We start from the raw sequence: 26,760 nt of genomic DNA on the forward strand, positions 1-26,760 counted from the left end.
ATCAAAATCTAAGAGTTAATATTTATGAAAAAAGAGATCCATATATTTTTTACTGCTCTTATGTTTTTCACAAGAATCCCTTGTCCTAAATGGGTCAATCACGATCCAGGGTATTTACGTAAGAGTTCTAAGTACTTTCCTTTAGTGGGTATTTTAATTGGAGGAATTGGAGCTTCAATATTCTATGGATTCTCTTTCTTGTTCTCACTAGAAATCTCTTTACTTCTTTCTATGTTTAGTACTATTTATGCAACAGGAGCATTTCATGAAGATGGATTTGCAGATGTTTGCGATGGTTTTGGTGGTGGTTGGACTAAAGAAAAAATTCTTTTGATCATGAAAGATTCTCGATTAGGAACCTATGGAACTATTGGAATTTTGTTATTACTGGCGATTAAATTTTCTGCTTTAAGAGAAATAGCTCCCGTATATATTCCGTTAATTATAATCTCTGGTCATAGTCTTAGTAGGTTTATAGCGACCACACTTATTTTTACCCATCCATATGTTCGTGATACCGAAGATAGCAAAGCTAAACCCGCAGCAAAGAGCATGAGTATTTCCATGCTTATGATTAGTGCTTTTTTTGGGATTGTTCCGTTAGTGTTTTTTCTAAATCCCTTAGTCTTTCTTACATTGATCCCTATGTATCTTTCTAAAATGTTTCTAGCAGCTAAATTTAAAAAATGGATAGGTGGCCAAACTGGTGATTGTGCTGGTGCGGTTCAACAACTTAGTGAAGTAGTATTTTACCTTAGTATATTAGCGTTGTGGAAATATATCTAGTAAGACATACGACTCCTGATATTCAAAAGGGAATATGTTATGGACAAAGTGACCTAGACATCACAGATACTTTTAAATCTGAGGTTATTAAAATTCATAATCAAATACCAACCAAAGAAATATCTAAGATTTATAGCAGCCCACTAAAACGGTGTAAAATATTAGCAGAAACATTCTGTATCGAAACTATTTTTGATAACAGATTACAGGAATTAGATTTTGGTGATTGGGAATTAAAAAACTGGAATGATATTCCGCAAGAAGAACTAAATCCATGGATGGAAGATTTTGTAAATGTTAAGGTCCCCAATGGAGAATCTTATGTTATGTTACAGCATCGTATGATCCAGTTTTACAAATCTCTAGATCATTCTTTAAATAATAAAGTAATAATTGTAGCTCACGCAGGAGCCATAAGAGCTTTACTTGCTCATATTAGACAAATAGACCTCAAAGATTCTTTTAAAATAAAAATAAATTATGGAGATGTAATTAAAATCTAACCTAACCGTAGTGTCGCAAAATTATAGTTAGAAGAAGTTTCTTTTCCCACTACATGAACATCAAGTCGTTCTCTAAACAGCGGAGCATTTACCACTAATGTATGATACTCTCCATTTTCTCCACAAGCATCCACCCCTAAATTTTCTAAATCTTTGATAAGTTGTCTATCTATACTTCTTCCTAAAAAATCCGGTCCTAACGTATGATTACAAGAAACAATTAGGGCTTCAATTCCATGATCAATCATATTTAGCACCAACTGCTTTCTCGATTGTTGCCAGATAGGCAACATCGCTTTTAAACCTGCAGCATTGGACACTTTCTCCTCCCAGTCCCTATGAGATTGAATATCAATATCTCCAAAAACAGCAGATTTTAAATCATATAAATCGGTTAACTCTTTTAAGTTTTCGATATACAATCGTTCATAATCAGTCCATGTACTTTCAAAAAAATGGATAGGTAACTTCATAGCACTTGCCTGCGCTCCCAATATTTCTTTTGGAATTCCATGTGATCTAGACCGATCGCCATATTCATTTAGTACATTTAATAAAACCGAAGGCTCATGGCCTTGTTCAATAGCAATATGCATTGCATAACAGCTATCTTTCCCTCCACTCCAAGAACACAAAAATGACATGTCATATTATTTATCTGTACAAATTAACGGTAAATCATTATACGTTTTCAAAAAATATATCGAAGTTTGAAAAATATTCTAAATCACATGAAGCATTTCTATATCCTATTTGTATTATTTCTTTCTTTTCAATCATGTAAAAAGGAAAATAAAGAAAAGGTGTCAATAGCAACACAAAAACTTGTAGAACAAAAAGTCCAGTACGCAATAGGATTTACTATTCAAAACAAAGAGACCTATAAAGAAATAAAGATTACCTCTCCGTGGCCAGATGCCAAAAGTTCATTTACATATATACTGCATCCTAAAGGAACTGAAAAACCAACAGTAAGCGGAAAAGTTTCGTATATCCAAATTCCAGTAGATAAAACTGTAGTTACTTCTACCACAGATATACCAATGTTAGAATATCTGAAATTAGAGAATAAATTAATTGGTTTTCCTCATTGTGATTATATCTCCTCAGAAAAAACGAGGGATTTAATTGATAATGGTTCTATTACTGAATTAGGTAACAATGGTCATCTAAACACTGAACTCACATTAGAACTAGCACCAGAACTTATTATTGGATACTCTGCTACCGGTGATACCAAAACGTATGATTTATTAGAAAAAACAGGGATTCCTGTTGTTATGAACGGATCTTGGATGGAACAACATCCATTGGGTCGTGCAGAATGGATAAAGTTTGTAGCAGCTTTTTATAACAAAGAAAAAGAAGCTGACAGCATTTTTAAGATGATTGAAAAAGATTATAATAAAGCAGCTACTTTAGCCAAAAATTCTCCAACATCTCCAACCATCTTATCCGGAAATATGTTTAAAGATGTATGGTATGTCCCTGGAGGAGATAGTTACGTTGCACAATTTTTAAAAGATGCTAACACAAAATATTTATGGGAGGAAACACCAAAAACAGGAAGCATTGCGTTAAATTTTGAAAGTGTACTTGAGAAAGCCCAAAACGCAGATCTTTGGATTGGTTCTGGATCTTCTAAATCTCTTTCAGAACTAAAAGAAAAAAACAATCGCTATACTTTTTTTGAAGCATTTAAAAATAAAACCGTATATTCTTCTACGTTAAAAACCGGTGCAAAAGGTGGGTTGATATATTATGAATTAGGTCCAATGCGTCCGGATTTAATTCTTAAAGATATAATCCAAATAGCACATCCCGAACTATTAACAGATTACGAACCTTATTTTTTCGAAAAACTGAACTAGTTGACCCCAAATAAATCATATAAAAGTGTTTTCATCATCATCATCATAGTACTCTTACTATGTTTTGTAGCTAATATAAGTCTTGGATCAGTATTAATTCCTTGGCTGGATACCCTAAAAAGTTTAGTAGGCATTTCGGTCGAAAAAGAATCTTGGAGACATATTATTATAGATTATAGATTACCGAAAGCTATTACTGCCGTAATTGTAGGAAGTGGATTAGGGATATCTGGACTATTAATGCAAACATTATTTAGAAATCCCTTAGCTGGACCTTTTGTTCTTGGTATCAGCTCTGGTGCAAGTCTTGGCGTGGCCTTATTGATTTTAGGAAGTGCATTAATAGGTGGAACCACGGCACTATTTTTAGTATCTAATTGGGGCTTAGTAGTTGCCGCTAGTCTAGGTAGTATATTAGTTTTATTTATGGTGATGTTGGTGTCAATTAGAGTTAGAGATACAATGGCAATTCTAATTATAGGATTAATGTTTGGTAGCATCACTGGAGCAATCGTAAGTGTACTTTCTTATTTTGCGCCGGCAGAGCAATTGCAGCGTTACATTTTTTGGGGATTTGGAAGTTTAGGAAATTTATCTTGGATCGATGTATTAATTTTTTCTTGTATTGCTTTATTAGGAATTGTATTAGCGGTTTTTGCAATAAAACCTTTAAACACATTATTACTAGGAGAAAATTATGCCCGTAGTCTTGGACTAAACATTAAAAAAAGTCGTTTCTTGATTATTTTAGCGACTGGATTATTAGCAGGAAGTGTTACAGCATTTGCTGGACCAATAGCTTTTATAGGGCTAGCGGTACCGCATTTAACAAGACAATTATTTCATACTTCGGACCATAAAACATTGATTCCTGCAGTAATGCTAATAGGTAGTTTAATCATGTTGGTTTGTGATATTATCTCGCAATTGCCCGGAACTGAATATACATTACCAATAAATGCTATTACATCATTGATTGGAGCTCCAGTAGTCATCTGGTTATTAGTAAGAAAACGAAAAATGTTGTTTTAATTTAAGAAAATCAAGATAGTATAGAGTACCTAAAAAGATTCGATACTATATTAGATGAGTACATTACTATGGAAATAGAGTCATTAGATACCGAAAATCAAAATATCGTTCTAAAAACGGAAGATCTCTCTATTGGTTATAGTCAAAAAAACAATCTAGAAGTCGTAGCAGCAGATATCAATCTTAAATTATACGAAGGAGAACTTGTTGGGTTAGTTGGTGCAAATGGAATAGGAAAATCTACTTTGCTTAGAACACTATCTAAGGTACAACCAGCATTACGTGGCGACATATTTTTATCTGATAAAGAAATTAGAAAATATAAAACTTCAGAATTAGCCTCGCAATTAAGTATCGTATTAACAGAACAGATTGCTTCAAAAAACCTAACTGTAAAAGAATTGGTTGCACTAGGAAGACAACCTTATACCAACTGGGTAGGTAAACTACTCGAGGAAGATATCGAAAAAATAAGAAAAGCTATAGAAGTTACTCATATAGAAGAACTCGTAGACAAAAGATGCTTCGAATTAAGTGATGGACAACTACAAAAGGTTCTTATAGCTCGAGCGATTGCGCAAGACACACCATTTATTATGTTAGATGAACCGACAACACATTTAGACGTTTATCATAAAGCATATATATTAAAGCTATTAAAACGTTTAGCCTTTGAAACTCAAAAGACGATTTTATTTTCCACACATGAGATTGATTTTGCAATTCAGTTATGTGATAAAATGATAGTCATGAATTCAGAAGGTTTCGAATTTGGCCGCCCTAAAGAACTAATCCAATGTCGAGCATTTTCCGCTCTATTTCCGGAAGACCTTATTTTATTTGATCCGGAAACCGGAAGTTATAAAGTTAGGCACTAACTTTCCTAGTACAAATCACAAAGACATTCATCGAATAAACAACCCTTTTATAGAAAAAACGTATAATTTCTGTGTGGTTTACTCGGCCATTTTATACCTAAAACCAATACCTTCGCCGCTCAAATAAAACCTTAACAAAATGAACAAAATTTTTAGACTCAAATCAATCGCATTATTATCTGCTGTAACACTATTTATTACAAGTTGTAGTTCTGATAGTAATGATGATATTTTTATTGATCCTACTGACCCTACTACTTTTGATGGCGAACTTTCTGTTTTCGAAACAGGAAATGACAATCGCACAGTAACTATCGACGGAGCTAATGTATCTGGAACTAATGCAACTGTAAAAGTTTCTTTTCAATCCTCTAGTAATACAATGAGACGATTATATGTAACTCAAAATGTCTCTGGTTTTGGAGCGGCACCTTACGATTTTGCGGTTGCAGGTGTAACTGTAGATGATAAAAAAGACGGTTCTTTAGATCTATCATCTGATAATGGTGATGCATTCGAATTTGCAATTCCATTCCCAGTGCCTACTAGTGCGGATAGTAACATTGTATATACTATATGGGCTACAACTGGTCGTGGTGACTTTAGAGATATCTCTAAAAGAAATGCAATTAGTGATACTGCTATAGGAACTATTACTATTACTGGTAGTGGAACAAGTACTGCTAATGGTATAAAAACATTTACAAGTACACTATTAGCTGCACCTCTTGGTGATGGTTCTTCTGATACTTTTATGTCTGTATTTAACAATAAAGTTTACAAAATAAGTGAAGGTGAAGAAACAGCTGCTTTATGGGATTTTGGATATTATTATGGATTTACCCAAAATGCATCCCTTGCTTCAACTTCAAACTATCCTGAGCTTTTTGACACTGATAATGACAATGTTGCTGACGCTGCGGTATCTGGTCTTACCGGTGTAGCGCAAGATGAATTAAATAAATTCTATATTGCTACTTCGACTATTGATTTTGATGCTATTACTAGTGCCTCTGATCTAGATGTAATAACTCAGGCAACGACAGAAAGAGTTACAGGTCTATCAATGGGAGATGTTTTAGAATTTACAGATCAATATGGAAAAAAGGGTATGATCAAAGTTACAAACATTACCGGAACTGATGGTAACGACGGATCGATCACTCTTGACATCAAAGTTCAGATATAACCATAACACTTATATATATTTTAAATGGCTATTCGTTTTTCGGGTAGCCATTTATTTTTATAACTAAAAAGAAATGGTTGTATCCAGATTCTTACTTAATTTTGTAATAAACTATTGATTTGAAAAACCTCAAAGAAATTATCATTCAAATTGTACAATGGGGAACTACTCCAAAACTAACCATTGAAAATAAAGAACTTGTTTTAAAACAAACTATGATATCTTTATATCAAGAATATCTAGCGATTGCAGGACATACTCCAGAAGACGAACAAGAATATCCAGAAGCTCCAGAATTTAATTTCGAAAAGATATCAAATACTATACGATCAAATTTTCCTAAGTTAGGGTTTTATCAAATGATTTTAGATCCTTTTGAAATGACCAAACCCGATAATGGACTTGGCGATGCTAATGATGACTTATCAGATATTATCAAAGATCTAATGGAGGTTCAATGGAGATTCGAAAACACAAGTGATAAAGATGCTTTGTGGTATTTTGAATTTATTATGCGTAATCATTCTGAGAGACATATTGTTAATATTTTAAAAACATTAAAAGATTTAGAAGAACAATCATAATTTGATTATTTACCCTTACTTCTTTTCGACTTATACTGGCTAAATTTTTATCTTTGAAAAAACTACTCTTAAGGCAAGCTCTTGAGCATTTGTGGTAAACTTATTTTTTTATCTTGAGGCAAGCCTCGGAAAATCAAAATCTCGATTATCGAGTAAACAAAAAATTACATGTCAGAATACATATTGCTAGTCGTTGCAGTCGTTGCAATTATAATAGGTTTTTTTATAGGTAAATACGTGGCATCACTTAAAAACAAAAGTGATCAAAGTACGTTAAACGAACGCTCTAATCAATTACAATTACAGTTAGAAGAAGCAAAAAAAACTTCTGAACAACAGCTAGAACTCGCAAAACAACAACAGCAAGTACAAAAAGAAGCTTTAGAAAAACAACTTTCTAACACCGCTAAGGAAAGAGATGAGATTCGGAGAGAAAAAGATTTTCTCAATACTGAACTTACCCGACGTAATGCCGAGTTTGAGAACTTACAACTCAAAAACCAAGAACAAAAGGAAGAAGTTGGAAAACTGCAAGAAAAATTTACAAAAGAATTCGAAAATCTAGCGAATAAAATTTTAGACGAAAAATCCAATAAATTTACGGAACAGAATAAAGAAAATATTAAAAACATTCTGAATCCTTTGCAAGAAAAAATCAACACTTTTGAGAAAAAAGTAGAACAAACTCATAAAGAAAGTATCGATTATCATGCAGCTTTACGACAGCAAATACTTGGGCTTAAGGACTTAAATGAACAAATGAGTAAAGAGGCTACCAACCTTACCAAAGCCTTAAAAGGTGATAGTAAAATGCAAGGAAATTGGGGGGAACTGGTGCTAGAACGTGTATTAGAAAAATCGGGATTAGAGAAAGATCGTGAATATTTTGTGCAACAAAGTTTCACAACGACAGATGGTCAACGTGTTTTGCCAGATGTTGTAATTCATTTACCTGATAATAAGAAAATGGTGATTGACTCTAAAGTTACACTTACCGCTTACGAGAGATATGTGAATGAAGAAGATGAAAACCTTAGAGCAACATATCTAAAAGAACATATAATCTCTTTAAAACGCCATATCGATCAACTTTCAGAAAAAAATTATCAGGATTTATACGATATCGAATCACCTGATTTCGTATTACTTTTTGTACCTATAGAACCTGCTTTTGCTATTGCAATTAATGAAGACAGTAAACTGTACAATCAAGCGTTTGAAAAAAATATAGTTATTGTAACTCCATCTACACTTTTAGCAACGTTACGCACCATTGATACTATGTGGAATAACGAAAAACAACAACGTAATGCGATAGAAATTGCGAGACAAGCAGGTGCACTTTATGACAAATTCGAAGGGTTGGTTAAAGATCTGACTGGGGTAGGAAAAAAGATCGATGATGCTAAAAAAGATTATTCTTCTGCGATGAATAAGTTAGTAGAAGGCCGTGGTAATCTGATTACCAGTGTAGAGAAACTTAAAAAAATGGGAGCGAAAGCTAAGAAATCCCTACCAGAAGCAATTATAAAACGAGCCTCTGAAGATAACGACATTTAATTTTCACTTATGGAAGCAGACATTACTCAGATTATCATACAATTATTCATTGGATTAGCATATGCAATTCCAACATTATTCTTTATTATAATAAGCATCTATTATTTACTAAAAATGGGATCTCAAATTGACGGTATTCTAATTTTAGCAGGTAATGTGATCATATTCTTATGTATCGTTATTGGGCGAATACTATTTATACAATTTGCTTTTTATCAAAAATGGGAAGGTACTATTTATTCCTACATAACAACAGCTATTAGCATCGTATCCGTTATTGGAAGTATACTATTTGCTGTTGGGGTATTTCTTTTAATGAAAAAAGTGATCAAAGCAAAATCATTAACTTCATGAAAACGATCCACACACTCATTTTTTTAGTATTTATTGGGCTTTTTACCGAAACAAGTATTGCGCAACAGCTCTACTTCCCAGAACGAGGAAATTGGAATGAAAAGAGTCCTACCGAATTTAATATCGATTCTGCAAAGCTTAACGAAGCTGTTGAGTATGCCAAGGATCAAGAATATTCCGGATCTAGAGATCTACGACAAGCAATACTAAAAGGTTTTGAAAGAGAACCTTATCATAAAATTTTGGGACCTACCAAAAAAAGAGGTGCTCCAGCGGGTTTAATTCTAAAAGACGGATATATTATTGCTAAATGGGGTGATATAGATCGTGTAGATATGACTTTTAGTGTTACTAAAAGTTACCTATCAACCATCGCAGGTTTAGCATTAGATAATAAGTTAATTAGTTCTGCAGATGATTTTGTCTACAACTATATTTGGGATAACACATATGATGGTAACCATAATAAAAAAATTACCTGGAGACATTTACTTACACAATCATCTGATTGGTCCGGACAATTATGGGGTGGTTATGATTGGGCAGATCGTCCTCCAAAAACAGGTGACATCGATGATTGGAAGTTCAGAAAACTACAAGAACCAGGTAGTGTTTTCGAATATAATGATGTTAGAGTAAACGTATTATCCTATTCACTCCTAAACATTTGGAGAAAGCCTTTACCACAAATTCTTAAGGAAAAAATAATGGACCCTATTGGAGGTTCGACTACTTGGAGATGGTATGGATATGATAATTCTTGGGTTACTATTGATGGTATCCAAATGCAATCCGTAAGTGGTGGCGGTCATTCTGGTGGCGGTTTGTTTATCAACACCAAAGATCACGCTCGTTTCGGACTACTATTTATGAATAATGGGAAGTGGAATAACAAACAATTGATTTCAGAAAATTGGATTACAGAAGCTACTAAATCTTCTAAAGCCAATTCGAATTATGGATTTATGTGGTGGTTAAACCAAAAAGGATCTCGTCATTGGGAAGGGCTTCCGGAGCATCTATTTTATGCTGCGGGATTTGGGGGTAATTTTATTGTAGTCGATCAAAAACAAAATATTGTTATTGTAACTAGATGGTTAGAACCCAATAAAATAGATGAATTCGTTACTAAGATTTATGATTCTTTCTAAAAATTTTACCTCTATATTTGTAGTAATTTTAAAACTCAGCTTATGATATGTTTCACACTTGTATCAAAAAAAAACAGCATTTACGCCGTTCTTTTTTTAATAATTTTGGGAATTACAAGTTGCACTAAAGATGCAGACAATCTTACGTTTACCGCTATTACTTCTATAGAAGGTATCGCTCCAGAAAGTGGGCCAGGAGATACCGAAGTTACAATTACTGGTATTGCCTTTGATACCGATCAAAATGCTACTTCTGTTTTTTTTAATGATGCAGAAGCTATTATAAACTCTATTACAACTACAGAAATTAAGGCTATTGTTCCAAGAGGCGCACAAACTGGAATCGTCAAAGTAGTGACGCAAGGAGAAGAAACCTTAGGACCAGAGTTTACATATATAATCACACCAGCACAAGTAAGCACGCTAATACGCAGTGAAGTATCTGGTGATGTAGATGGACCTGTCGCAGAAGCATCTTTTTCTTCTCTATGGAATATTGCAGAAGATAATGAAGGTGCTATTTATATAACGGATTATGGTAATAATAAAATTAGAAAAATTGATGTCAACAATATTGTAAGTACCGTTGCCGGAATGACAGGAGTTACCGGATCAGTTGACGGCACATTAGCCGAAGCTACTTTTTCGAATCCGAGAAGTATGATCATAGATCCTGACGGGAATCTTGTATTGGTTGATTTCAATAACAACAATGTTAGAAAAATAGACCTCACTAGTCAAACGGTTGAAACTATTGCAGGAACTGGAGAATTCGGATTGGTTAATGGAATTGGCAGTATCGCTCAATTTTCTTCCCCTATTGGGCTTGCTATTGATAGTTCTGGAAACCTATATGTAAGTGATTTTTCAGCTGCTACTATCCGAAAAATTACGCCGGACAATGTCGTTAGTACCTTTATAGGAACCGGAGAGGTAGGTTCTATAGATGGTCCTGCCGATGTAGCTCAAATTGGTTTTGTTACAGGAATGGAGTTTGATAATGACGGTAATCTCATATTTGGTGATGGTAATAGGATACGACAAGTAACTCCAGAAAGAGTGGTATCTACAATCGCAGGTACGGGAGTTGATGGTGATGTTGATGGAGAAAGCGATATCGCTCAATTTGATGGTCTACTTGATTTAGATATTGATTCTGAAGGAAATATTATTGTTGTAGACTTTGGTAATAAAAAAATACGCCAGCTTAGCCCAGAAGGTATCGTAAGCACACTTGCAGGTACCGGAGAAATTGGTTTTATGGATGGTGTTCCAACTATAGCTACATTTAATAACCCTAGAGGTCTGTTGGTTGGAGAAAATGATATTATTTATATATCAACAGATGATAGTATCAGAATTATAACACCAGAATTTTAGTAAATATTTTTTGATGAAAAAAACGCTGTTTTTCATAATTTTAGGAATTGTACTTTTGTTTACCTTATGGTATACTTCTGTATATTTTGCCACGTATAGTGAAGGTGTACGTAGCGGTGAACTTATAAAATTTAGTAACAAAGGTATTGTTTTTAAAACCTGGGAAGGTGAGATCAGTCAAGGGATTTCGGGAGCTCAAATATTTAGTTTTTCTGTGGAAGACAGGAATGATCAAGTCATTAAAAAACTAGAAGAATATCAAGGAAGATATGTAAAGCTAAAGTACAAAGAACGTTTTGCTACCGTTTCTTGGCTAGGAGATTCTAAGTATTTTGTAATTGATGTAGAGGAAGAAGAATCGCCTCATTTTAGAAAATAATACTCGAAAATAACTCTTTATTAAAAAACAGAAATGAAAAAATTTAAAACCGCTAGAGAATCCAGAGTTGTCATTTCTGAACTAATGCTTCCCTCCCATTCTAATTTCAGTGGTAAAATTCATGGTGGCTATATCTTATCACTAATGGATCAAATTGCTTTTGCTTGCGGATCTAAACATTCCGAAGCATACTGCGTTACCGCCAGTGTGGATAAAGTTGATTTCTTAAAACCAATAGAAGTTGGGGAATTAGTAACTATGAAAGCCTCTGTAAATAATGTGGGGAAGACTTCTATGGTTGTTGGTGTAAGAGTAGAATCCGAAAATATTATGACTGGCAAAGTAAAACACTGTAACTCTAGTTACTTTACAATGGTTGCTAAAAATGACCAAGGAAGTAGTGTACCCGTTCCTGGTTTAATTTTAGAAAATGAAACAGCAGTGCGACGTTTTGTAAGAAGCATTATTCGTAAAGAAGATGCAAAATCACGAAGAGATCGATTTAAAGCTTCAGAATTTCAACTAGAAGATCACTTAGAACTACTAAAAGAATATAATGTTCAGATCGATCTATAATTTATCCAAAATCTTAGCGTTATACTTGTAAAATCAGGAATCTTATTAATTCCTGGAATATTTGCTATATTGAAGAAAAAAATAATACCTATGAAATCCCCAATACTATTAGTTACATTACTCGTATTTACATTATTTAGTTGCAGTAGTAGCGATGATGGCACTACAGAGCCAGAAGTACCTATAGATCCAGATCCAATTCCGGGTCAGACTTCTACTTATGTTGGTCATGTAAAAGCAATTATTGACAGTAACTGCACAGAATGTCACGGAACTCCGTTACAAAATTCTGCTCCAATGGCATTAGAAACTTTTCAGGAAGTAGTGAATGCAGTAAATGACAGAAACCTATTTAGTTTTATCACTACAAACAATGCTTTTAATGTAATGCCTCCTTCAGATAATGGAGGAAGAATGCCGCAAGCTACTATTGATATTGTAGAGGATTGGATTGCAGATGGTCTTTTAGAACAATAATCCTATTTAAATAAATTGGATTCATTATACCAAAAACTGAAACAGGTCTGGTTTATCATTTAGGTAATCACCAAAAAAGCTATATTGCTTCATTCTGGAAATTAAAGGCTCTAGATCTTTTTTATCTTTGAGTTCTATACCGACAACGGCTGGACCATTTTCTCTACTTGACTTCTTTGAATATTCAAAGTGAGTGATATCATCGTTTGGTCCTAAAACTTCTCCTACAAATTGTTTTAAGGCTCCAGCTCTTTGAGGAAAACGAACGATAAAATAATGTTTTAAATCAGCATACAATAAGGCTCTTTCTTTAATTTCTGCTGTCCGAGTAATATCATTATTACTTCCACTAACAATACAAACTACATTTTTTCCTACTATTTTTTCCTTATAGAATTCCAAAGCGGCTAAAGTTAATGCTCCCGCAGGTTCTACTACAATGGCATCCCTGTTATACAAGTCTAAAATAGTTTGACATACCAATCCCTCTGGAACTGTCATCATATCCGATAAATATGATTTACAAATATCAAAGTTAAGATCGCCGACTTTTTGTACAGCTGCTCCATCAATAAATTTATCAATATCAAAAATTTCGGTGTTCTTATTTTCCTTTATAGAAGTTAACATAGAAGCCGCTCCTTGCGGCTCCACACCAATAATTTTTGTTTTAGGAGATAATGCTTTCATAGCACCACATAGTCCGGAAGCGAGACCACCACCACCAACAGCTACGAATATATAATCAATAGGGTGATCCACTTGATCAAATATTTCTAAACCAATAGTTCCTTGCCCCTCTATTGTCTTAGGATCATCAAATGGATGAACAAACGTTTTTCCTTCTGCAATACAAGCATTCTTTGCTGCTTTTGATGCATCATCAAAAGTATCACCTTCCAAAACAATTTTCACCTTTGATCCGCCAAACATTTGAGTTTGTTCTACTTTTTGTTTAGGAGTTACAGATGGCATATAAATAGTCCCTTGTATTCCTAGATGATGGCAAGCAAACGCAACACCTTGTGCATGGTTTCCAGCGCTAGCACACACAACTCCTTTAGTTAACTGTTCTTTTGTTAAAGAACTAATTTTGTTAAAAGCGCCTCTTATTTTATAGGATCTAACACGTTGTAAATCCTCTCTTTTTAATAAAATATTAGCATCGTATTTACGTGAATACCGAATGCTATTCATCAGAGGTGTAACCATAGCAACCTCTTTAATATTAGAAGATGCTTTTTTGATGTCTTCTAATTGAGGGAAATATGTCGTCACTTCTGTATTCATTTTCTATATTCTCATATTTTATCTGCCAGTCTGAGTCCATCAAAGATTACACAATACACATCTCAAAAAACTTCGACAGACCCAGCTAGACAAATAAATTATTATACTATTGGTTTAATCTGTTATTTCTATTGTTTTAGTTGACAGATTGAACTCGTAAACAATCATTTAGGATAACCTACTATTGTTAAATTACTCGTTTCATAGCCGTCATAGAAGCTCTCAATCTAGCTCCTACCACCTCTATTGGATGATTTCTTAAAGCAGCGTTTACTTCAATTAACTTTGCGTTATCTACTCCATTGTTCTTACCTTGATCAAATGCTTTTCCGATTACATCGGTATCTATTTTCTTCATAAAGTTTCCTAATAAAGGCTTACACGCATGATCAAATAAATAACAACCATATTCTGCTGTATCAGAAATCACTCTATTCATTTCGAATAATTTTTTACGAGCGATTGTATTTGCGATAAGTGGTGTTTCGTGTAAAGACTCATAGTAAGCAGATTCTTCAATAATACCAGAAGAAGTCATTGCTTCAAAAGCAAGCTCTACTCCTGCTCTTACCATAGCTACCATTAACACTCCATTATCATAAAACTCTTGCTCAGAAATTTCTACATCTCCTGCCGGTGTTTTTTCAAAAGCTGTTTCTCCTGTAGCCGCTCTCCAAGACAATAGATTCTTATCATCATTTGCCCAATCCTCCATCATAGTTTTAGAGAAATGCCCTCCTATAATATCATCCATATGCTTTTGGAACAACGGACGCATTATTTCTTTTAATTCTTCAGACAATTCAAATGCTTTTATCTTAGAAGGATTAGACAATCTATCCATCATATTCGTAATTCCACCATACTTTAATCCTTCAGTAATAGTTTCCCATCCATATTGAATCAGTTTTGAAGCATATCCTGCATCTATTCCTTTTTCAACCATCTTATCAAAACAAAGGATCGAACCGGTCTGCAAAAGACCACAAAGAATTGTTTGTTCTCCCATTAAATCAGATTTCACTTCTGCTACAAATGAAGATTCTAATACACCTGCTCTATCACCACCAGTACCTACGGCATAAGCTTTTGCTTGTGATAACCCGAAACCTTTCGGGTCGTTTTCAGGATGCACTGCTATTAATGTTGGTACTCCAAATCCTCTTTTATACTCTTCTCTAACTTCAGAACCTGGACACTTAGGCGCTACCATAATAACCGTAAGATCATCACGTACTTGCATTCCTTCTTCTACGATATTAAATCCATGTGAATACGACAATGTCGCTCCTTTTTTCATTAAAGGCATTACAGTATTTACTACTTGAGTATGTTGTTTATCTGGTGTTAGATTAATTACTACATCTGCATTAGGAACTAATTCTTCATAAGTTCCTACAGCAAAACCATTCTCTGTAGCATTCTTATAAGATTGTCTCTGTTCTTTGATTGCAGCTTCGCGAAGCGTATATGAAATATCTAATCCAGAATCTCTCATATTAAGACCTTGATTCAATCCTTGAGCTCCACAACCTACAATTACTATTTTTTTCCCTTTTAATGCATTGACTCCATCCGTAAATTCAGAAGAGTCCATAAATCTACATTTCCCTAATTGTGTTAATTGATCTCTTAATGATAGCGTATTAAAATAATTTGCCATTTCCTTCTAATTTGTGGTTACTTCCGCTTTTGCGGAAATCTATTTAATTTTGATTTCTAGTTGTTTTTCTTTTTGTAAATATCAAGCTACTTCTATTCCAAAGCTTTCGATTATTTTAGATATATGCATCTTTTCTTTTGTCACGGCAATTCTACCAGAACGTACAAATTGCATTAACCCATAAGGCTCTAGCTTATCATATAACTCTTCTACTTCCTTGCGCCTTCCTGTTTTTTCTAACACAAAAAATTCTGGCGTAACAGTTACAATATTGGCATTACTTTCTTTAATAACGTTTTGTATCTGTCGTTCTTCAAATAATAATTTAGAAGCAACTTTGAATAGCGCAGTTTCCTGATAAATTGTTTCATCATCTTTATGATAAAAAGCTTTGATAACTTCTATTTGCTTTTCTATCTGACCTACTAACTTCTTAACCTGTTCTTCTGTTATTTTTACAACAATGGTAAACCGAAAAACATCTTTAATTTCTGAGACTGAAGCAGTCATACTATCTAAATTGATATGACGCTTTAGAAAGATTGCAGAAATCCTATTTAGCAATCCTATATTATTCTCAGTATATACTGATATGGTATAACATTCTCTCTCCATAACTAACTCAATCTTATATCTGAAACCGATGCTCCTGTTGGTATCATCGGAAATACATTATTTTCCTTTTCTACACATACTTCTAAAAAGTAAGGTTCTTTTGAAGCTATCATCTCTTTAATAGCATCTCCTAACTCTTCTCTTTTAGTAACTCTTTTCGCATCAATATGATACCCTTTTGCAATCGTTACAAAATCTGGATTCACCATTTCCGTGGAAGCATACCTTTTATCAAAAAACAATTGTTGCCATTGACGCACCATTCCCAAAAAGTCATTATTTAATACCACAATCTTTACAGGAACCTTTGTTTGAAAAATAGTTCCCAATTCTTGTATGGTCATTTGATACCCACCATCACCTATGATGGCTACAACTTCTCGTTCTGGAGCTCCCATTTTTGCTCCGATCGCTGCTGGCAAGGCAAATCCCATGGTTCCTAAACCTCCAGAAGTTACATTACTTTTTGTTCTTACAAATTCTGCATATCGACAAGCAATCATTTGATGCTGTCCTACATCAGACACGATCACGGCATCTCCTTTAGTTTCTTCATTAATTCCTCTAAGTACTTCTCCCATAGAAAGACCATCCTTAGAAGGATATAATTCTTCTTTGATTACTTTATCATATTCAATAGTATCAAAGTCTTTAAATTCTTGTAACCAAGTTTTATGAGTATTAGACTTTACTAAATCAAGAATATCCGACAACGTATTCTTCACATTACCCATAACAGCAACATCTACTTCTACATTTTTATTAACTTCTGCAGGATCTATTTCAAAATGAATAATCTTTGCCTGTTTAGCATAGGTTTCTAAATTACCAGTAACACGATCATCAAAACGCATTCCTATAGCTATTAACAAATCACATTCATTAGTAAGCTTGTTAGGTCCATAGTTACCATGCATCCCTACCATACCTACATTTAAATCGTGAGAAGTTGGTAATGCTGATAATCCCAAAATTGTCCAAGCAGCAGGAATACCTGCTTTTTCTACAAAACTTCTTAGTTCCTCTTCTGCTTCACCAAGAATTACACCTTGACCAAAAACAATCATCGGTTTTTTTGCTTCATTAATTAAATCCGCAGCTTGTTTTAATGTTTCAGGATCCGTTTCAGGAATCGGTTTATAGCTTCGTACTCCTTTACATTTTTGATACTTAAAATCAAGTTCACCAAACTGAGCGTCTTTAGTTATATCGATCAGAACAGGTCCTGGACGACCTGAGCGCGCAATATAAAATGCTTTGGCTAACACAGAAGGAATATCTTCAGCTTTAGTAACCTGATGATTCCATTTAGTAATTGGCGTAGAAATTCCTATAATATCCGTTTCCTGAAAGGCATCAGATCCTAATAAATGAGACCCCACTTGTCCAGTGATACAAACCATCGGTGTAGAATCTATTTGAGCGTCTGCTATACCAGTCACAAAATTAGTTGCTCCTGGACCAGATGTAGCTATCGCCACTCCAACTTTTCCACTTGTTCTAGCATATCCTTGAGCGGCATGAGTAGCACCTTGCTCATGTCTGGTAAGCACGTGATGAAGTTTATCTTGAAACTTATATAGCTCATCATAAACTGGCATAATTGCTCCTCCAGGATATCCATAAATTAAATCCACACCTTCTGCAAGTAAACAATGTATTACTGCTTCTGCACCTGTCATATGACCTGTGGTTTCTTTTGCTTCTTTTTCTATTGTCTGCGTTTGTGTTTCCATTACGCTATATATTTTTATATTTCAGTCAAGCTGAAACGTTCTTTAGAACTCATCTGTAACACATCCTCGTGATGCAGATGAAACTGTATTGGCATATTTATACAAAACTCCTTTTTTGAATTTCAATGGTGGTTGAACCCAAGAAGCTTTTCTTCTTTTAATTTCTTCCTCTTCTATAGCAACTGTAATAGAATTTGTTTCTGCATCGATTGTAATAACATCTCCATCTTCTACTAATGCAATCAAACCTCCTTCTTGTGCTTCTGGAGTGATATGCCCTACTACAAATCCATGCGTTCCGCCAGAGAATCTTCCGTCAGTAATTAATGCAACATCTTTACCAAGGCCCGCTCCCATAATTGCCGCTGTAGGTTTTAACATTTCTGGCATTCCGGGACCTCCTTTAGGACCTTCGTACCTTATGACGACTACATTACCTTTTTCTACTAATCCATCTCTTATACCATCATTAGCATCATATTCACTATTAAAGACTTTTGCTTTCCCTTGAAAACGAAGTCCTTCTTTTCCTGTAATTTTAGCAACACAACCATCTTCAGCCAGATTACCAAACATAATTCTTAAATGACCTGTTGGTTTGATTGGATTTTCTAATGGTTTTATTACATCTTGTCCCTCTGTAAGATCTGGAACATCTAATAAATTCTCTGCTAGTGTTTTTCCTGTTACTGTTAGACAATCTCCATGCAATAACCCCTTCTTTAATAAATATTTAAGTACTGCAGGAACACCTCCTACTTCATGCACATCTTCCATCAAATATTTCCCACTTGGTTTTAAATCCGCTAAGAATGGAGTTTCATCACTTATTCTTTGAAAATCCGCTAACGTAAACTCTACATCTGCAGCCCTAGCTATTGCCAGAAAATGCAATACCGCATTCGTAGAACCTCCAAGTACAGTTACCAAACGAATCGCATTTTCTAATGACCTTTTGGTTACAATATCTAATGGCTTAATATCTTTTTCTAAAAGAGTTCGCATCGCACGTCCTGCCGCGATACTTTCTTCTTCTTTATTTTTACTAATTGCTGGATTTGAAGAATTATAAGGCAAAGACATTCCTAAGGCTTCGATTGCAGAAGCCATTGTATTTGCTGTATACATTCCTCCACAGGCACCTGCTCCGGGAACGGCTTTTTTAATTACGCTTTTATATTCACTATTCTCCATAGTTCCAGCTACCTTCTCTCCCCAAGCTTCAAACGCCGAAACAATATCCAGTTTCTTTCCTTCGTGACATCCAGAAGCTATAGTTCCTCCATACACTAAAATTGATGGTCGGTTTAATCGAATCATAGCCATCAACGCACCTGGCATATTTTTATCACATCCTACTACAGTGACCATACCATCATAAGACATTGCCTGAACAACTGTCTCCATAGAATCAGCAATTACATCTCTAGAAGGTAACGAAAAACGCATTCCGGGAGTTCCCATAGAAATACCATCACTAACACCAATCGTATTGAATATTAGACCAACAACATCTTCTTCTTTTGTTCCTTGCTTTACTAATTTTGCCAAATCATTAAGATGCATATTACAAGGATTACCTTCATAACCTGTACTTGCAATCCCCACTAGAGGCTTGTTAAAATCTTCATCAGTCAAACCAATTGCATGAAGCATTGCTTGCGCTGCTGGTTGTGTATCGTCCTGTGTTACCTGTTTACTATATTTATTAATACTCATCCTTTTTGAATGTGAATTTTTTGATAATTATCTAAAATTTTAACTGGTTTTTTATCAAATTCATATTTAATCAAATAAACCTTAGCATAAAATTATTTCGTAATGACTAAACTGTTGAATTTTATTCAATAAGCTTACAACATCCAACTACCACTAAACATGTCTTAACAATTGATATACAGATGTTTATATTCATTTTATTTACAATCACTATTTGTTAAATTTTTATTTTATTATAGATTCTAGCAAAAAAAATCCCTTCCAGAAACGAAAGGGATTTTTGTTTAATACGTAAGATCAATATCCCTATCATCCTGATGAAATAATCACCACGATACTAATAATATTGACAATAATGATATTTTGTATTTGTATTTTCATTTTCCTTTTTAAATATGGTTCAAAAAAAATCCCTTCTAAATTAAGAAGGGATTTTTAATATATTGTAAATTACAAACACCCTTCTCATCGCAGTGAAATAATCACGACGTTGATAATGATATTAATAATATTAATGTTGTTCTTTTTCATTTATGCTGTAAATATAACGAAATATATTTTTCAAAAACAAATTGTATTTAATAAACGAAGATATTAATCCAACTTAAATAAATTATTTTTCATACAATATATAACCAAACCAACTCGAGTCTTAACTTGAAGTTTTTTAAATACCGATTCCCGATAATTTTCAATTGTTTTAGGACTAAGATTCATTTCGCCAGCAATGCTTTTATATGTTAATTCTGAGCATGCATACTTTAAAAAAGTCCACTCTCTATCAGTTAACTTATCTGCTAGATTTTGACCAATATCTGCATCCGTTTTTTCAGAGTATTTTAACGCCGTTTCTATTTTACTAGAATAATAAAATCCTTGCTCTATTACCATTTTCATAGCAAACTCGAAGTTCTCAGGATGAATATCTTTTAATAAATATCCTCTCGCTCCTGCTCTTAGCATTTTTATAATAGTCTCCTCATCATCTTCCATGGTCAATGCTAACACCTTCTGCTCCGGTTGATTTTCTTTTAACCATTGCATCGTCTGGATACCATCCATAACTGGCATTTTTACATCTAGTAATATCAATTCGGGTTTCTTTCTTTTATGTAGATAATATTGTGTTAGTTCTTTTCCGTTTTTTAAAATAGCTAACACCTCATACCCTTCTAGATTAGTAATAAGACTTTCTAGTGATTGTGCAAATAGAAGATGGTCATCTACAATAACTACCGTTTTTTTCTTCATTTCCGTTTAAGTTTTATTAAACTTTGTCCTCTTCTTTAAATGGATATCGCAAGGTAAGCAATACTCCTTTACCGGGCTCAGAAAAACAATCTAAACTTGCATTAACAAGAGACGCCCTACTTTTCATATTTAGTAATCCAGAGTTGGCTTGTACTGATTCCATATCATACCCCACACCATCATCTTTTATAACAATGGTCAAATCCTGAGGAGTATAATTTAATTTTACAAGAAGATGTGATGCTTCTGCATGCTTAATAGTGTTAGAGAAAAATTCCTGAACAATACGATATATAATGATTTCATCTTTAGGATTGATAAGCACTTCTTCTCCATCTACAATTAACTCAGGAGTTAAAAAATTCAGTTTTTTGAATCTGTCTAATTCTACTTGGATGGATTTTTCTAACCCTATATTTTGGATAACCTCATGATTTAAGGTTTTTGATAGGTTTCTTATTTCTTGCAGACTATCTCCTACCAAACCTCTTATATCCTGCACAGATTCTTTAATTTTAGGCTCTAGATTGCTGCTTAAAATATTAATCTGCATCACTGCTGTAGATAGTAACTGACCGATGTTATCGTGTAGTTCCCAACTAACATTTTTTAGTGTTTGTTCTTGGATCTCTAATTTGGAGTTTTGTAGTTCTTCTTCGAAACGTTGTTTCGCTTTAAATTTCTCTAACAGAAGCTTGTTTTTTCGTCTCTGGAAAGCAACAAAGAACATTATACCGAATACCACAAAAAATAAAATGATAACAGTAAAGTATGTTATGAGTAAGATTTGTTCTTTTTCGAGCATATCAGAAATCCAATAGTATAACAAGAATACATAAAAATATTGGCGAAAATTAATATTGACCTATAGATTTCAACAAATTCAGGACTTTTAGCGGTTTTATAATACTCCCCATAGATAAATATTGGGTTTACTAATATATGAAAAACTAGTGCACCGACGGAAATATAAAAAACAAGAATTTTATAAAAGTTCAAAATCTTATCGCTTTGTAATACCTGAAAATAGAAATAAACGATAAAAACCAATAACAATAATGTACCTGCTATTAAACCAAATAAAGCTGGTGACTTAAAAAAAACACCAGAAAAGAGCAAATTGAAAAAAGAAGCTACTAAAAAAGAAATAATTAAATACCATCCTATTTTTTTAACCCTAGTCGATTCAATAAAATTCAAAAAGAAAAAAAGATAGAAAGAAAAACTGATCATATCATAAGAATTGTACGCCCAATGATTTTTATATAAAAAGGTGTCTTTCAAAAAGAATAATTGATCATAATTTTTAATTAATACAGGAAACCAAGTAAAGAAAGTATCAAACAATGCAGTAAACCACAAAAAATAAACAAAGTATCGGGAAATTTTATCTTCTCGACACTTTGTTATGTATATTGTTCCGACTATTGCCGCAATGAATTCAAATAAGTTTACTAATATTAAAAATATCATATTAAATTAATAGTCATTTGGAGGATTCCCAGTCCCCCCTCTATTAAAAGCGTCAATATCATAATTATTTATTGGATCACCACCATCTTTGCCAGATGCTCCTGGACGCGATCCTGTAGGAGCGAAGAACAATGTAGAATACCCTTTCTTCATATTACATTTAGATTCAGAATAAGCACCTAAATACACTCTGATTCCAGGATCTTTAATTCCTTGTTCTTCTGATTCTTGTTTTACATACGCTAAATACTCTTCTAACTCAGCTACTGACCAATGAAATTCACGAGCATCTTCAAATCCTAGTTTTTTCTTTAATCGTTTCCCTCTTTTCTTACACCAGTTATCGTGTAGCTCTCTAGCTTCTTCTACGTTAATACACTTTTTGGGTTTTTGTACTTTTTTTGCCATAATAATATCATTTATTGGGTTATCGTTGCTAATATATTTAAAAATCTAAGTTTTACACAAATACCTAGACCCTTTTATAGAATTAATTTACGGCAAAACCATATATCTAACAACCTGTTTTACAGTAAATTAACTAATGCTACTCAAAAATAAAAAAAGCTACAAAAGGGGCTTTTCCCCCTACTGCAAAAGGTGATTTTACCCCTAACTAATTTTCGAAAAAACAATTAAACCAATCCATTACAGATTATATCCCTCACTTCTAAAGGCATTAAAAAATCACAAAAATCCACACACCTATTTAGCTCAATCAACAATCGTAAAACACATTTGATCACCAGTTCGCTTCTGTGCGATAACATTAATAGATTCTTTTGTTAATTGCAAAATTCTAGGATACCCACCAGTAGTTTGACAATCTCTCATCAAAACAATCAAGCGACCCGATGGAGTTAACTGAACCGTACCTGGTAAAACAGGAGATGATAACATCGATGATAAATCATTTTCTAATGATTCTTCTAAACTTATAGCCATCCGATTTCTAATATCTGAAATCGTAAAATCATGATTTAACAATATGTCCTTTTGCGTCTCAGACAACATATCAAACTCCGGTCCCTTATAGACATGTAAACTATCTAATTCATTCCAAAAAACAGTATTAGAAATTAAAGAATTTGATGTTGAAAATCGACTAATTCTATCATAAGCAATCATGTCATTTTTAAATAACCTTGAAAACTTGGTTATTTGATTATATTGTGATCTACTACCTAAAACAAATTCTGACAAAAAACCTGAAAAAATTCCTACATATCCATACACCCCATTTCGAACGTTTTTAAACTTCAAAACATCCCCATTCACAATTTTAATTTGCGAATTCATTTTACAACGAACATCATTTAAATATGGATCACAAATAACACCTGTTATAGAAACAATAGTATCTCCATGAAATTTTAAAACTGGTGGAACCACTGTCCATTCAATTACCGCAGAATTTTCATCATTATTCAAAATCGCATTTGCCAAAAAGAAAGATAGTAAATCCATCGCTCCACTTTTTGGCACTCCATATTTAGAATAACCAAAACGCCCACCATCCTGAATAGTTGTATACATCCCTGAAGACAACAACTCCACCTTTCCTTTCATAAAAGTTTGAATTTTGGGGTATAGTTTTTATTTAAAATGAGTGAACTTATATCGTTATAATTATTCTCACTAATCGATATAAATTGAATTTTATCTCCTGGACGAACAAAGCAACATTCCTTAGAATCAATATCAAAAAAACTCAAAGGAGTACGCCCTATCACATGCCATCCGCCGGGACTATCACATGGATACACTCCTGTTTGATCTCCACCGACTGCAACAGATCCTTTTTCTAATTTAGAACTAGGAATAGATTTCCTAGGAGTACTTAACTTTTTATCTAAACCACCTAAGTACAAAAACCCCGGCAAAAATCCAATAAAGTAAACAGTATATAATGGAGTAGTGTGCAACGCGATTACTTCATCAATACTCATCGATTTATTTTCTGCATAAAAAGGCAACTCAGGAGCAAGCGCTGGAGCATAGTAAACAGGCACTTGCCACAAACGTTTTTTCAACGACATATTTTTAAAACCACTTAAAAATAAAGATTTTAATGTTAAAATCTCACTATAGACATCCTCTATACTGGATACATAGTAAATTAACAACGAGTTATATGATAAGATTACTTCAACAATTAGTTTATCATAAAATTTCTCAATGGATTTTTTATAAAAAATCAACAATTCTAACAAAATTTCATCAACTTCTTGAGGACCTTGAACCAAAATTGCATTTTCATTGTAACGTTTATACTGAAATTTAATGTCCGATTTTTTCATTTTAGAGCAAAATTTCTTTTTAAAAACTCCTTATATAAACACTCCAAAATTTCAACAGATTTTGGATTATCTCCATGAACACAAATCGTGTCAAAAAAAATCAACTTCTCCTCTCCTTTTATTGTTCTTATTTTTTTATCAGAAATCATTCGCAACACATGGGACAAAATATTTTCTGGATTTACCAACACTGCATTCTTTTTAGAACGCGAAACCAACGTCAAATCTTCATTGTAATTTCTATCTGCAAAAACTTCATATTTCACTTTAATATCATCTCCGCAAAGATACGAAATCATAGATTCTTTAGTCGTTATTACACTTAAACTTTTATCGATATTTTTAACAGATTGAATAACTGCATTTGCTACCTCTTCATTTTTCACTGCTTCGTTATACAAAGCACCGTGGGGTTTTACATGGTGTAATTGACCACCTAGTTTTTCCGTATAAAGTTTTACCTTCCGGATTTGATCCGTTAATGTATGGACAAGATCATCATAAGAAATATCTACAACTACTCTTCCGAAATTTTCGCGATCGGGATATGAAGGATGTGCTCCAATTTTTACTTGATGCTGCAATGCTAATTCAATTGTTTTTTGAATCACTTGATCATTACCTGCATGAACTCCGCAAGCTATATTACACCAAGAGATATATGGCATGATTTTCTCATCAAAACCGGCCTCTTCTCCAACGTCAGCATTCAATATTATTTTTTTCAAAATTCCTACTTTTACAAATTATTCTTCCTACATATTGATCATAACTTTCCAAATACCTCTAAAGCCTAAAAAACAAGTAATAAATACAATCAAAAAACCAAGTATATTTTGCTTTATAGAATTAGTAAAATTCCCCAATATATTTTTTTGATTCATAACCCATAATAAGAAGATTGCTATAATGGGTAATAGTAATCCATTTGCTACCTGTGCAAATCGAATAATCACTATTGATTTTATACCTAAAGAAGAAAACAAAACACCTAAAAAAAGTATAAACATCCAGACTGCTCTAAAGGAATTACTTTTTAATCCATCTTGCCATCCCATACAACCTTTTACGACATAAGCTGCAGCTAAAGGGGCAGTGATTGCAGAGGTAATTCCAGCAGCAAATAATCCTAATGACAGTACGTATTTTGCCATAGATCCAAAAACTGGTTCCAATCCTTTTGCCAAATCAGCAGCATTATTTACTTCAGTTTGCTGAATAGCTGCACCCGTAATTATAATCGCCATAGAGACTAAACCACCTAATACAATAGCGACCATAGTATCTTTCCTAGCTGCAGGGAGATCTTCTTTAGTTTTCCATTTTTCGCTAACTATAGCCGCATGAAGGAACAAATTGTAAGGCACTACTGTTGTACCAATTAATCCCACAATAGTGAGTATCTTATCGGCTGATAAGTCCGGCACAAAACCTTTAAAAAGCAATGATAGGTCAGGTTTAGTTACCATTGCAGTAATGATAAAAGCAATACTCATAAACAATACGAGTACGACTAAACTGCGTTCTAGAACTTTATAATTACCTATATACAATAGTATAAAAGCAATTACCCCGATGGTAATACTCATATAGTTTACCGAAACAGTTCCAAATTGAACTATTGGTGATCCTAAAATAGTAGACAATCCTAATACGCCCCCACTAATATTACCAGCTTCATACGCAGCATTACCTATAAAAATCGCTGAAAGAATAACTCCTATCAATATCCATCTTACTATTTTATTATCGAATTGTGATTTTACAACTTCACTCAATCCTTTTTGGGTAATGATTCCTAAACGAGCTGACATCTCTTGTAATACAATACAGGCAACTATTGATAATACCAAAGCCCATAATAGAGAATACCCAAATTGAACCCCTGCCAATGTACATACAGTTACTGTTCCTGGTCCTATAAAAGCTGCAGTTACTAAGGTTCCTGGACCTATGTTAGAAAACCATTTTTTCACATGCTTGTATTTTTAGT

27 protein-coding genes are annotated in these 26,760 nt (G+C 33.6%); 14 read left to right on the plus strand and 13 right to left on the minus strand.

The features are described 5' to 3' along the window. Positions 1–24: 24 nt before the first annotated feature. Entirely contained in the window at positions 25–786 is a 762-nt protein-coding gene (locus J8L88_RS20555) for an adenosylcobinamide-GDP ribazoletransferase (protein WP_118386643.1), read from the plus strand. Continuing rightward, positions 771–1,289 (plus strand): alpha-ribazole phosphatase, encoded by a 519-nt coding sequence (gene cobC, locus J8L88_RS20560; protein ID WP_118386644.1) that lies wholly within the window; start codon positions 771–773, stop codon positions 1,287–1,289. Before J8L88_RS20555 ends, cobC begins: the two co-directional genes overlap by 16 nt. Here cobC and J8L88_RS20565 read toward each other — a convergent pair. Next, complete coding sequence (locus tag J8L88_RS20565; RefSeq protein ID WP_211061717.1) at positions 1,286–1,933, minus strand: diphthine--ammonia ligase; 648 nt, start codon at positions 1,931–1,933, stop codon at positions 1,286–1,288. The genes cobC and J8L88_RS20565 overlap by 4 nt on opposite strands. Positions 1,934–2,020: 87 nt before the next feature. Here J8L88_RS20565 and J8L88_RS20570 point away from each other — a divergent pair, with 87 nt between their 5' ends. The 12 genes from J8L88_RS20570 to J8L88_RS20625 all read left to right on the plus strand — a co-directional run bounded on the left by J8L88_RS20570 (position 2,021) and on the right by J8L88_RS20625 (position 12,720). Further along, positions 2,021–3,160, plus strand: a complete 1,140-nt coding sequence (locus J8L88_RS20570) for an ABC transporter substrate-binding protein (RefSeq protein WP_211061718.1) — start codon at positions 2,021–2,023, stop codon at positions 3,158–3,160. Beyond that, positions 3,161–4,192, plus strand: coding sequence for an iron ABC transporter permease (locus J8L88_RS20575; protein WP_027393826.1), 1,032 nt, complete (start codon positions 3,161–3,163; stop codon positions 4,190–4,192). A 68-nt stretch (positions 4,193–4,260) separates the two neighbouring features. After that, entirely contained in the window at positions 4,261–5,070 is an 810-nt protein-coding gene (locus J8L88_RS20580; RefSeq protein ID WP_118386646.1) for an ABC transporter ATP-binding protein, read from the plus strand. A 139-nt stretch (positions 5,071–5,209) separates the two neighbouring features. Beyond that, positions 5,210–6,259 (plus strand): hypothetical protein, encoded by a 1,050-nt coding sequence (locus tag J8L88_RS20585; RefSeq protein ID WP_118386647.1) that lies wholly within the window; start codon positions 5,210–5,212, stop codon positions 6,257–6,259. Between the two features lie 119 nt (positions 6,260–6,378). Continuing rightward, positions 6,379–6,843, plus strand: a complete 465-nt coding sequence (locus J8L88_RS20590) for a DUF5063 domain-containing protein (RefSeq protein ID WP_118386648.1) — start codon at positions 6,379–6,381, stop codon at positions 6,841–6,843. A 168-nt stretch (positions 6,844–7,011) separates the two neighbouring features. Next, on the plus strand, positions 7,012–8,403 hold the full coding sequence (gene rmuC / locus J8L88_RS20595; RefSeq protein ID WP_211061719.1) for a DNA recombination protein RmuC: 1,392 nt from the start codon (positions 7,012–7,014) through the stop codon (positions 8,401–8,403). Between the two features lie 9 nt (positions 8,404–8,412). After that, positions 8,413–8,757, plus strand: coding sequence for a hypothetical protein (locus J8L88_RS20600; RefSeq protein WP_027393831.1), 345 nt, complete (start codon positions 8,413–8,415; stop codon positions 8,755–8,757). Further along, on the plus strand, positions 8,754–9,908 hold the full coding sequence (locus tag J8L88_RS20605; protein WP_211061720.1) for a serine hydrolase: 1,155 nt from the start codon (positions 8,754–8,756) through the stop codon (positions 9,906–9,908). Before J8L88_RS20600 ends, J8L88_RS20605 begins: the two co-directional genes overlap by 4 nt. A gap of 105 nt (positions 9,909–10,013) precedes the next feature. Beyond that, entirely contained in the window at positions 10,014–11,288 is a 1,275-nt protein-coding gene (locus tag J8L88_RS20610; RefSeq protein ID WP_211061721.1) for an IPT/TIG domain-containing protein, read from the plus strand. Between the two features lie 13 nt (positions 11,289–11,301). Next, positions 11,302–11,667, plus strand: a complete 366-nt coding sequence (locus tag J8L88_RS20615; protein ID WP_027393834.1) for a hypothetical protein — start codon at positions 11,302–11,304, stop codon at positions 11,665–11,667. Positions 11,668–11,700: 33 nt separating this feature from the next. Then, a complete protein-coding gene (locus tag J8L88_RS20620) occupies positions 11,701–12,243 on the plus strand; it encodes an acyl-CoA thioesterase (RefSeq protein WP_027393835.1) in 543 nt (180 codons plus the stop codon). 90 nt (positions 12,244–12,333) lie between these two features. Next, positions 12,334–12,720 carry a hypothetical protein gene (locus J8L88_RS20625; RefSeq protein ID WP_027393836.1) on the plus strand — a complete coding sequence of 129 codons (387 nt, stop codon included), beginning with the start codon at positions 12,334–12,336 and terminating at the stop codon, positions 12,718–12,720. A gap of 24 nt (positions 12,721–12,744) precedes the next feature. Here the strand turns inward: J8L88_RS20625 and ilvA are convergent, their stop codons facing one another. From ilvA to J8L88_RS20685, 12 genes are all read right to left on the minus strand, one after another. Further along, the gene (gene ilvA / locus J8L88_RS20630) at positions 12,745–14,010 is read right to left on the minus strand and encodes a threonine ammonia-lyase IlvA (protein ID WP_108802535.1); all 1,266 of its coding nucleotides are present in this window, start codon (positions 14,008–14,010) and stop codon (positions 12,745–12,747) included. Between the two features lie 187 nt (positions 14,011–14,197). Beyond that, positions 14,198–15,673: a ketol-acid reductoisomerase gene (gene ilvC, locus J8L88_RS20635; protein ID WP_027393838.1), complete on the minus strand. Its 1,476-nt coding sequence runs from the start codon at positions 15,671–15,673 to the stop codon at positions 14,198–14,200. 81 nt (positions 15,674–15,754) lie between these two features. After that, positions 15,755–16,288 carry an acetolactate synthase small subunit gene (gene ilvN, locus J8L88_RS20640; RefSeq protein WP_027393839.1) on the minus strand — a complete coding sequence of 178 codons (534 nt, stop codon included), beginning with the start codon at positions 16,286–16,288 and terminating at the stop codon, positions 15,755–15,757. Positions 16,289–16,290: 2 nt separating this feature from the next. Then, entirely contained in the window at positions 16,291–18,024 is a 1,734-nt protein-coding gene (ilvB, locus tag J8L88_RS20645) for a biosynthetic-type acetolactate synthase large subunit (RefSeq protein ID WP_027393840.1), read from the minus strand. 42 nt (positions 18,025–18,066) lie between these two features. Next, positions 18,067–19,743, minus strand: coding sequence for a dihydroxy-acid dehydratase (ilvD, locus tag J8L88_RS20650; RefSeq protein WP_108802532.1), 1,677 nt, complete (start codon positions 19,741–19,743; stop codon positions 18,067–18,069). 594 nt (positions 19,744–20,337) lie between these two features. Continuing rightward, complete coding sequence (locus J8L88_RS20655; protein ID WP_027393842.1) at positions 20,338–20,994, minus strand: response regulator transcription factor; 657 nt, start codon at positions 20,992–20,994, stop codon at positions 20,338–20,340. 16 nt (positions 20,995–21,010) lie between these two features. Next, a complete protein-coding gene (locus tag J8L88_RS20660; RefSeq protein ID WP_211061722.1) occupies positions 21,011–21,799 on the minus strand; it encodes a sensor histidine kinase in 789 nt (262 codons plus the stop codon). A 674-nt stretch (positions 21,800–22,473) separates the two neighbouring features. Continuing rightward, entirely contained in the window at positions 22,474–22,875 is a 402-nt protein-coding gene (locus tag J8L88_RS20665; RefSeq protein WP_211061723.1) for a hypothetical protein, read from the minus strand. 306 nt (positions 22,876–23,181) lie between these two features. After that, on the minus strand, positions 23,182–24,036 hold the full coding sequence (locus tag J8L88_RS20670) for a biotin-dependent carboxyltransferase family protein (protein ID WP_211061724.1): 855 nt from the start codon (positions 24,034–24,036) through the stop codon (positions 23,182–23,184). Further along, positions 24,033–24,767 carry a 5-oxoprolinase subunit PxpB gene (pxpB, locus tag J8L88_RS20675; RefSeq protein ID WP_211061725.1) on the minus strand — a complete coding sequence of 245 codons (735 nt, stop codon included), beginning with the start codon at positions 24,765–24,767 and terminating at the stop codon, positions 24,033–24,035. The genes J8L88_RS20670 and pxpB overlap by 4 nt, the downstream gene beginning before the upstream one ends. Further along, a complete protein-coding gene (pxpA, locus tag J8L88_RS20680; protein WP_211061726.1) occupies positions 24,764–25,495 on the minus strand; it encodes a 5-oxoprolinase subunit PxpA in 732 nt (243 codons plus the stop codon). The genes pxpB and pxpA overlap by 4 nt, the downstream gene beginning before the upstream one ends. 27 nt (positions 25,496–25,522) lie before the next feature. Continuing rightward, positions 25,523–26,743 (minus strand): Nramp family divalent metal transporter, encoded by a 1,221-nt coding sequence (locus J8L88_RS20685; RefSeq protein ID WP_027393849.1) that lies wholly within the window; start codon positions 26,741–26,743, stop codon positions 25,523–25,525. Positions 26,744–26,760 lie beyond the last annotated feature (17 nt).

Source organism: Aquimarina sp. MMG015, from assembly GCF_018100855.1.
Taxonomy (GTDB): domain Bacteria; phylum Bacteroidota; class Bacteroidia; order Flavobacteriales; family Flavobacteriaceae; genus Aquimarina; species Aquimarina latercula.

What these genes read in the sequence shown, in the direction of transcription:
- J8L88_RS20555 (WP_118386643.1), top strand. Translation starts at nt 25, where the DNA reads ATGAAAAAAGAGATCCATATATTTTTTACTGCTCTTATGTTTTTCACA.
- J8L88_RS20565 (WP_211061717.1), bottom strand. Translation starts at nt 1,933, where the DNA reads ATGTCATTTTTGTGTTCTTGGAGTGGAGGGAAAGATAGCTGTTATGCA.
- J8L88_RS20570 (WP_211061718.1), top strand. Translation starts at nt 2,021, where the DNA reads ATGAAGCATTTCTATATCCTATTTGTATTATTTCTTTCTTTTCAATCA.
- J8L88_RS20580 (WP_118386646.1), top strand. Translation starts at nt 4,261, where the DNA reads ATGGAAATAGAGTCATTAGATACCGAAAATCAAAATATCGTTCTAAAA.
- J8L88_RS20585 (WP_118386647.1), top strand. Translation starts at nt 5,210, where the DNA reads ATGAACAAAATTTTTAGACTCAAATCAATCGCATTATTATCTGCTGTA.
- rmuC (WP_211061719.1), top strand. Translation starts at nt 7,012, where the DNA reads ATGTCAGAATACATATTGCTAGTCGTTGCAGTCGTTGCAATTATAATA.
- J8L88_RS20600 (WP_027393831.1), top strand. Translation starts at nt 8,413, where the DNA reads ATGGAAGCAGACATTACTCAGATTATCATACAATTATTCATTGGATTA.
- J8L88_RS20605 (WP_211061720.1), top strand. Translation starts at nt 8,754, where the DNA reads ATGAAAACGATCCACACACTCATTTTTTTAGTATTTATTGGGCTTTTT.
- J8L88_RS20615 (WP_027393834.1), top strand. Translation starts at nt 11,302, where the DNA reads ATGAAAAAAACGCTGTTTTTCATAATTTTAGGAATTGTACTTTTGTTT.
- J8L88_RS20620 (WP_027393835.1), top strand. Translation starts at nt 11,701, where the DNA reads ATGAAAAAATTTAAAACCGCTAGAGAATCCAGAGTTGTCATTTCTGAA.
- J8L88_RS20625 (WP_027393836.1), top strand. Translation starts at nt 12,334, where the DNA reads ATGAAATCCCCAATACTATTAGTTACATTACTCGTATTTACATTATTT.
- ilvA (WP_108802535.1), bottom strand. Translation starts at nt 14,010, where the DNA reads ATGAATACAGAAGTGACGACATATTTCCCTCAATTAGAAGACATCAAA.
- ilvC (WP_027393838.1), bottom strand. Translation starts at nt 15,673, where the DNA reads ATGGCAAATTATTTTAATACGCTATCATTAAGAGATCAATTAACACAA.
- ilvN (WP_027393839.1), bottom strand. Translation starts at nt 16,288, where the DNA reads ATGGAGAGAGAATGTTATACCATATCAGTATATACTGAGAATAATATA.
- ilvB (WP_027393840.1), bottom strand. Translation starts at nt 18,024, where the DNA reads ATGGAAACACAAACGCAGACAATAGAAAAAGAAGCAAAAGAAACCACA.
- ilvD (WP_108802532.1), bottom strand. Translation starts at nt 19,743, where the DNA reads ATGAGTATTAATAAATATAGTAAACAGGTAACACAGGACGATACACAA.
- J8L88_RS20655 (WP_027393842.1), bottom strand. Translation starts at nt 20,994, where the DNA reads ATGAAGAAAAAAACGGTAGTTATTGTAGATGACCATCTTCTATTTGCA.
- J8L88_RS20660 (WP_211061722.1), bottom strand. Translation starts at nt 21,799, where the DNA reads ATGCTCGAAAAAGAACAAATCTTACTCATAACATACTTTACTGTTATC.
- J8L88_RS20665 (WP_211061723.1), bottom strand. Translation starts at nt 22,875, where the DNA reads ATGGCAAAAAAAGTACAAAAACCCAAAAAGTGTATTAACGTAGAAGAA.
- J8L88_RS20670 (WP_211061724.1), bottom strand. Translation starts at nt 24,036, where the DNA reads ATGAAAGGAAAGGTGGAGTTGTTGTCTTCAGGGATGTATACAACTATT.
- pxpB (WP_211061725.1), bottom strand. Translation starts at nt 24,767, where the DNA reads ATGAAAAAATCGGACATTAAATTTCAGTATAAACGTTACAATGAAAAT.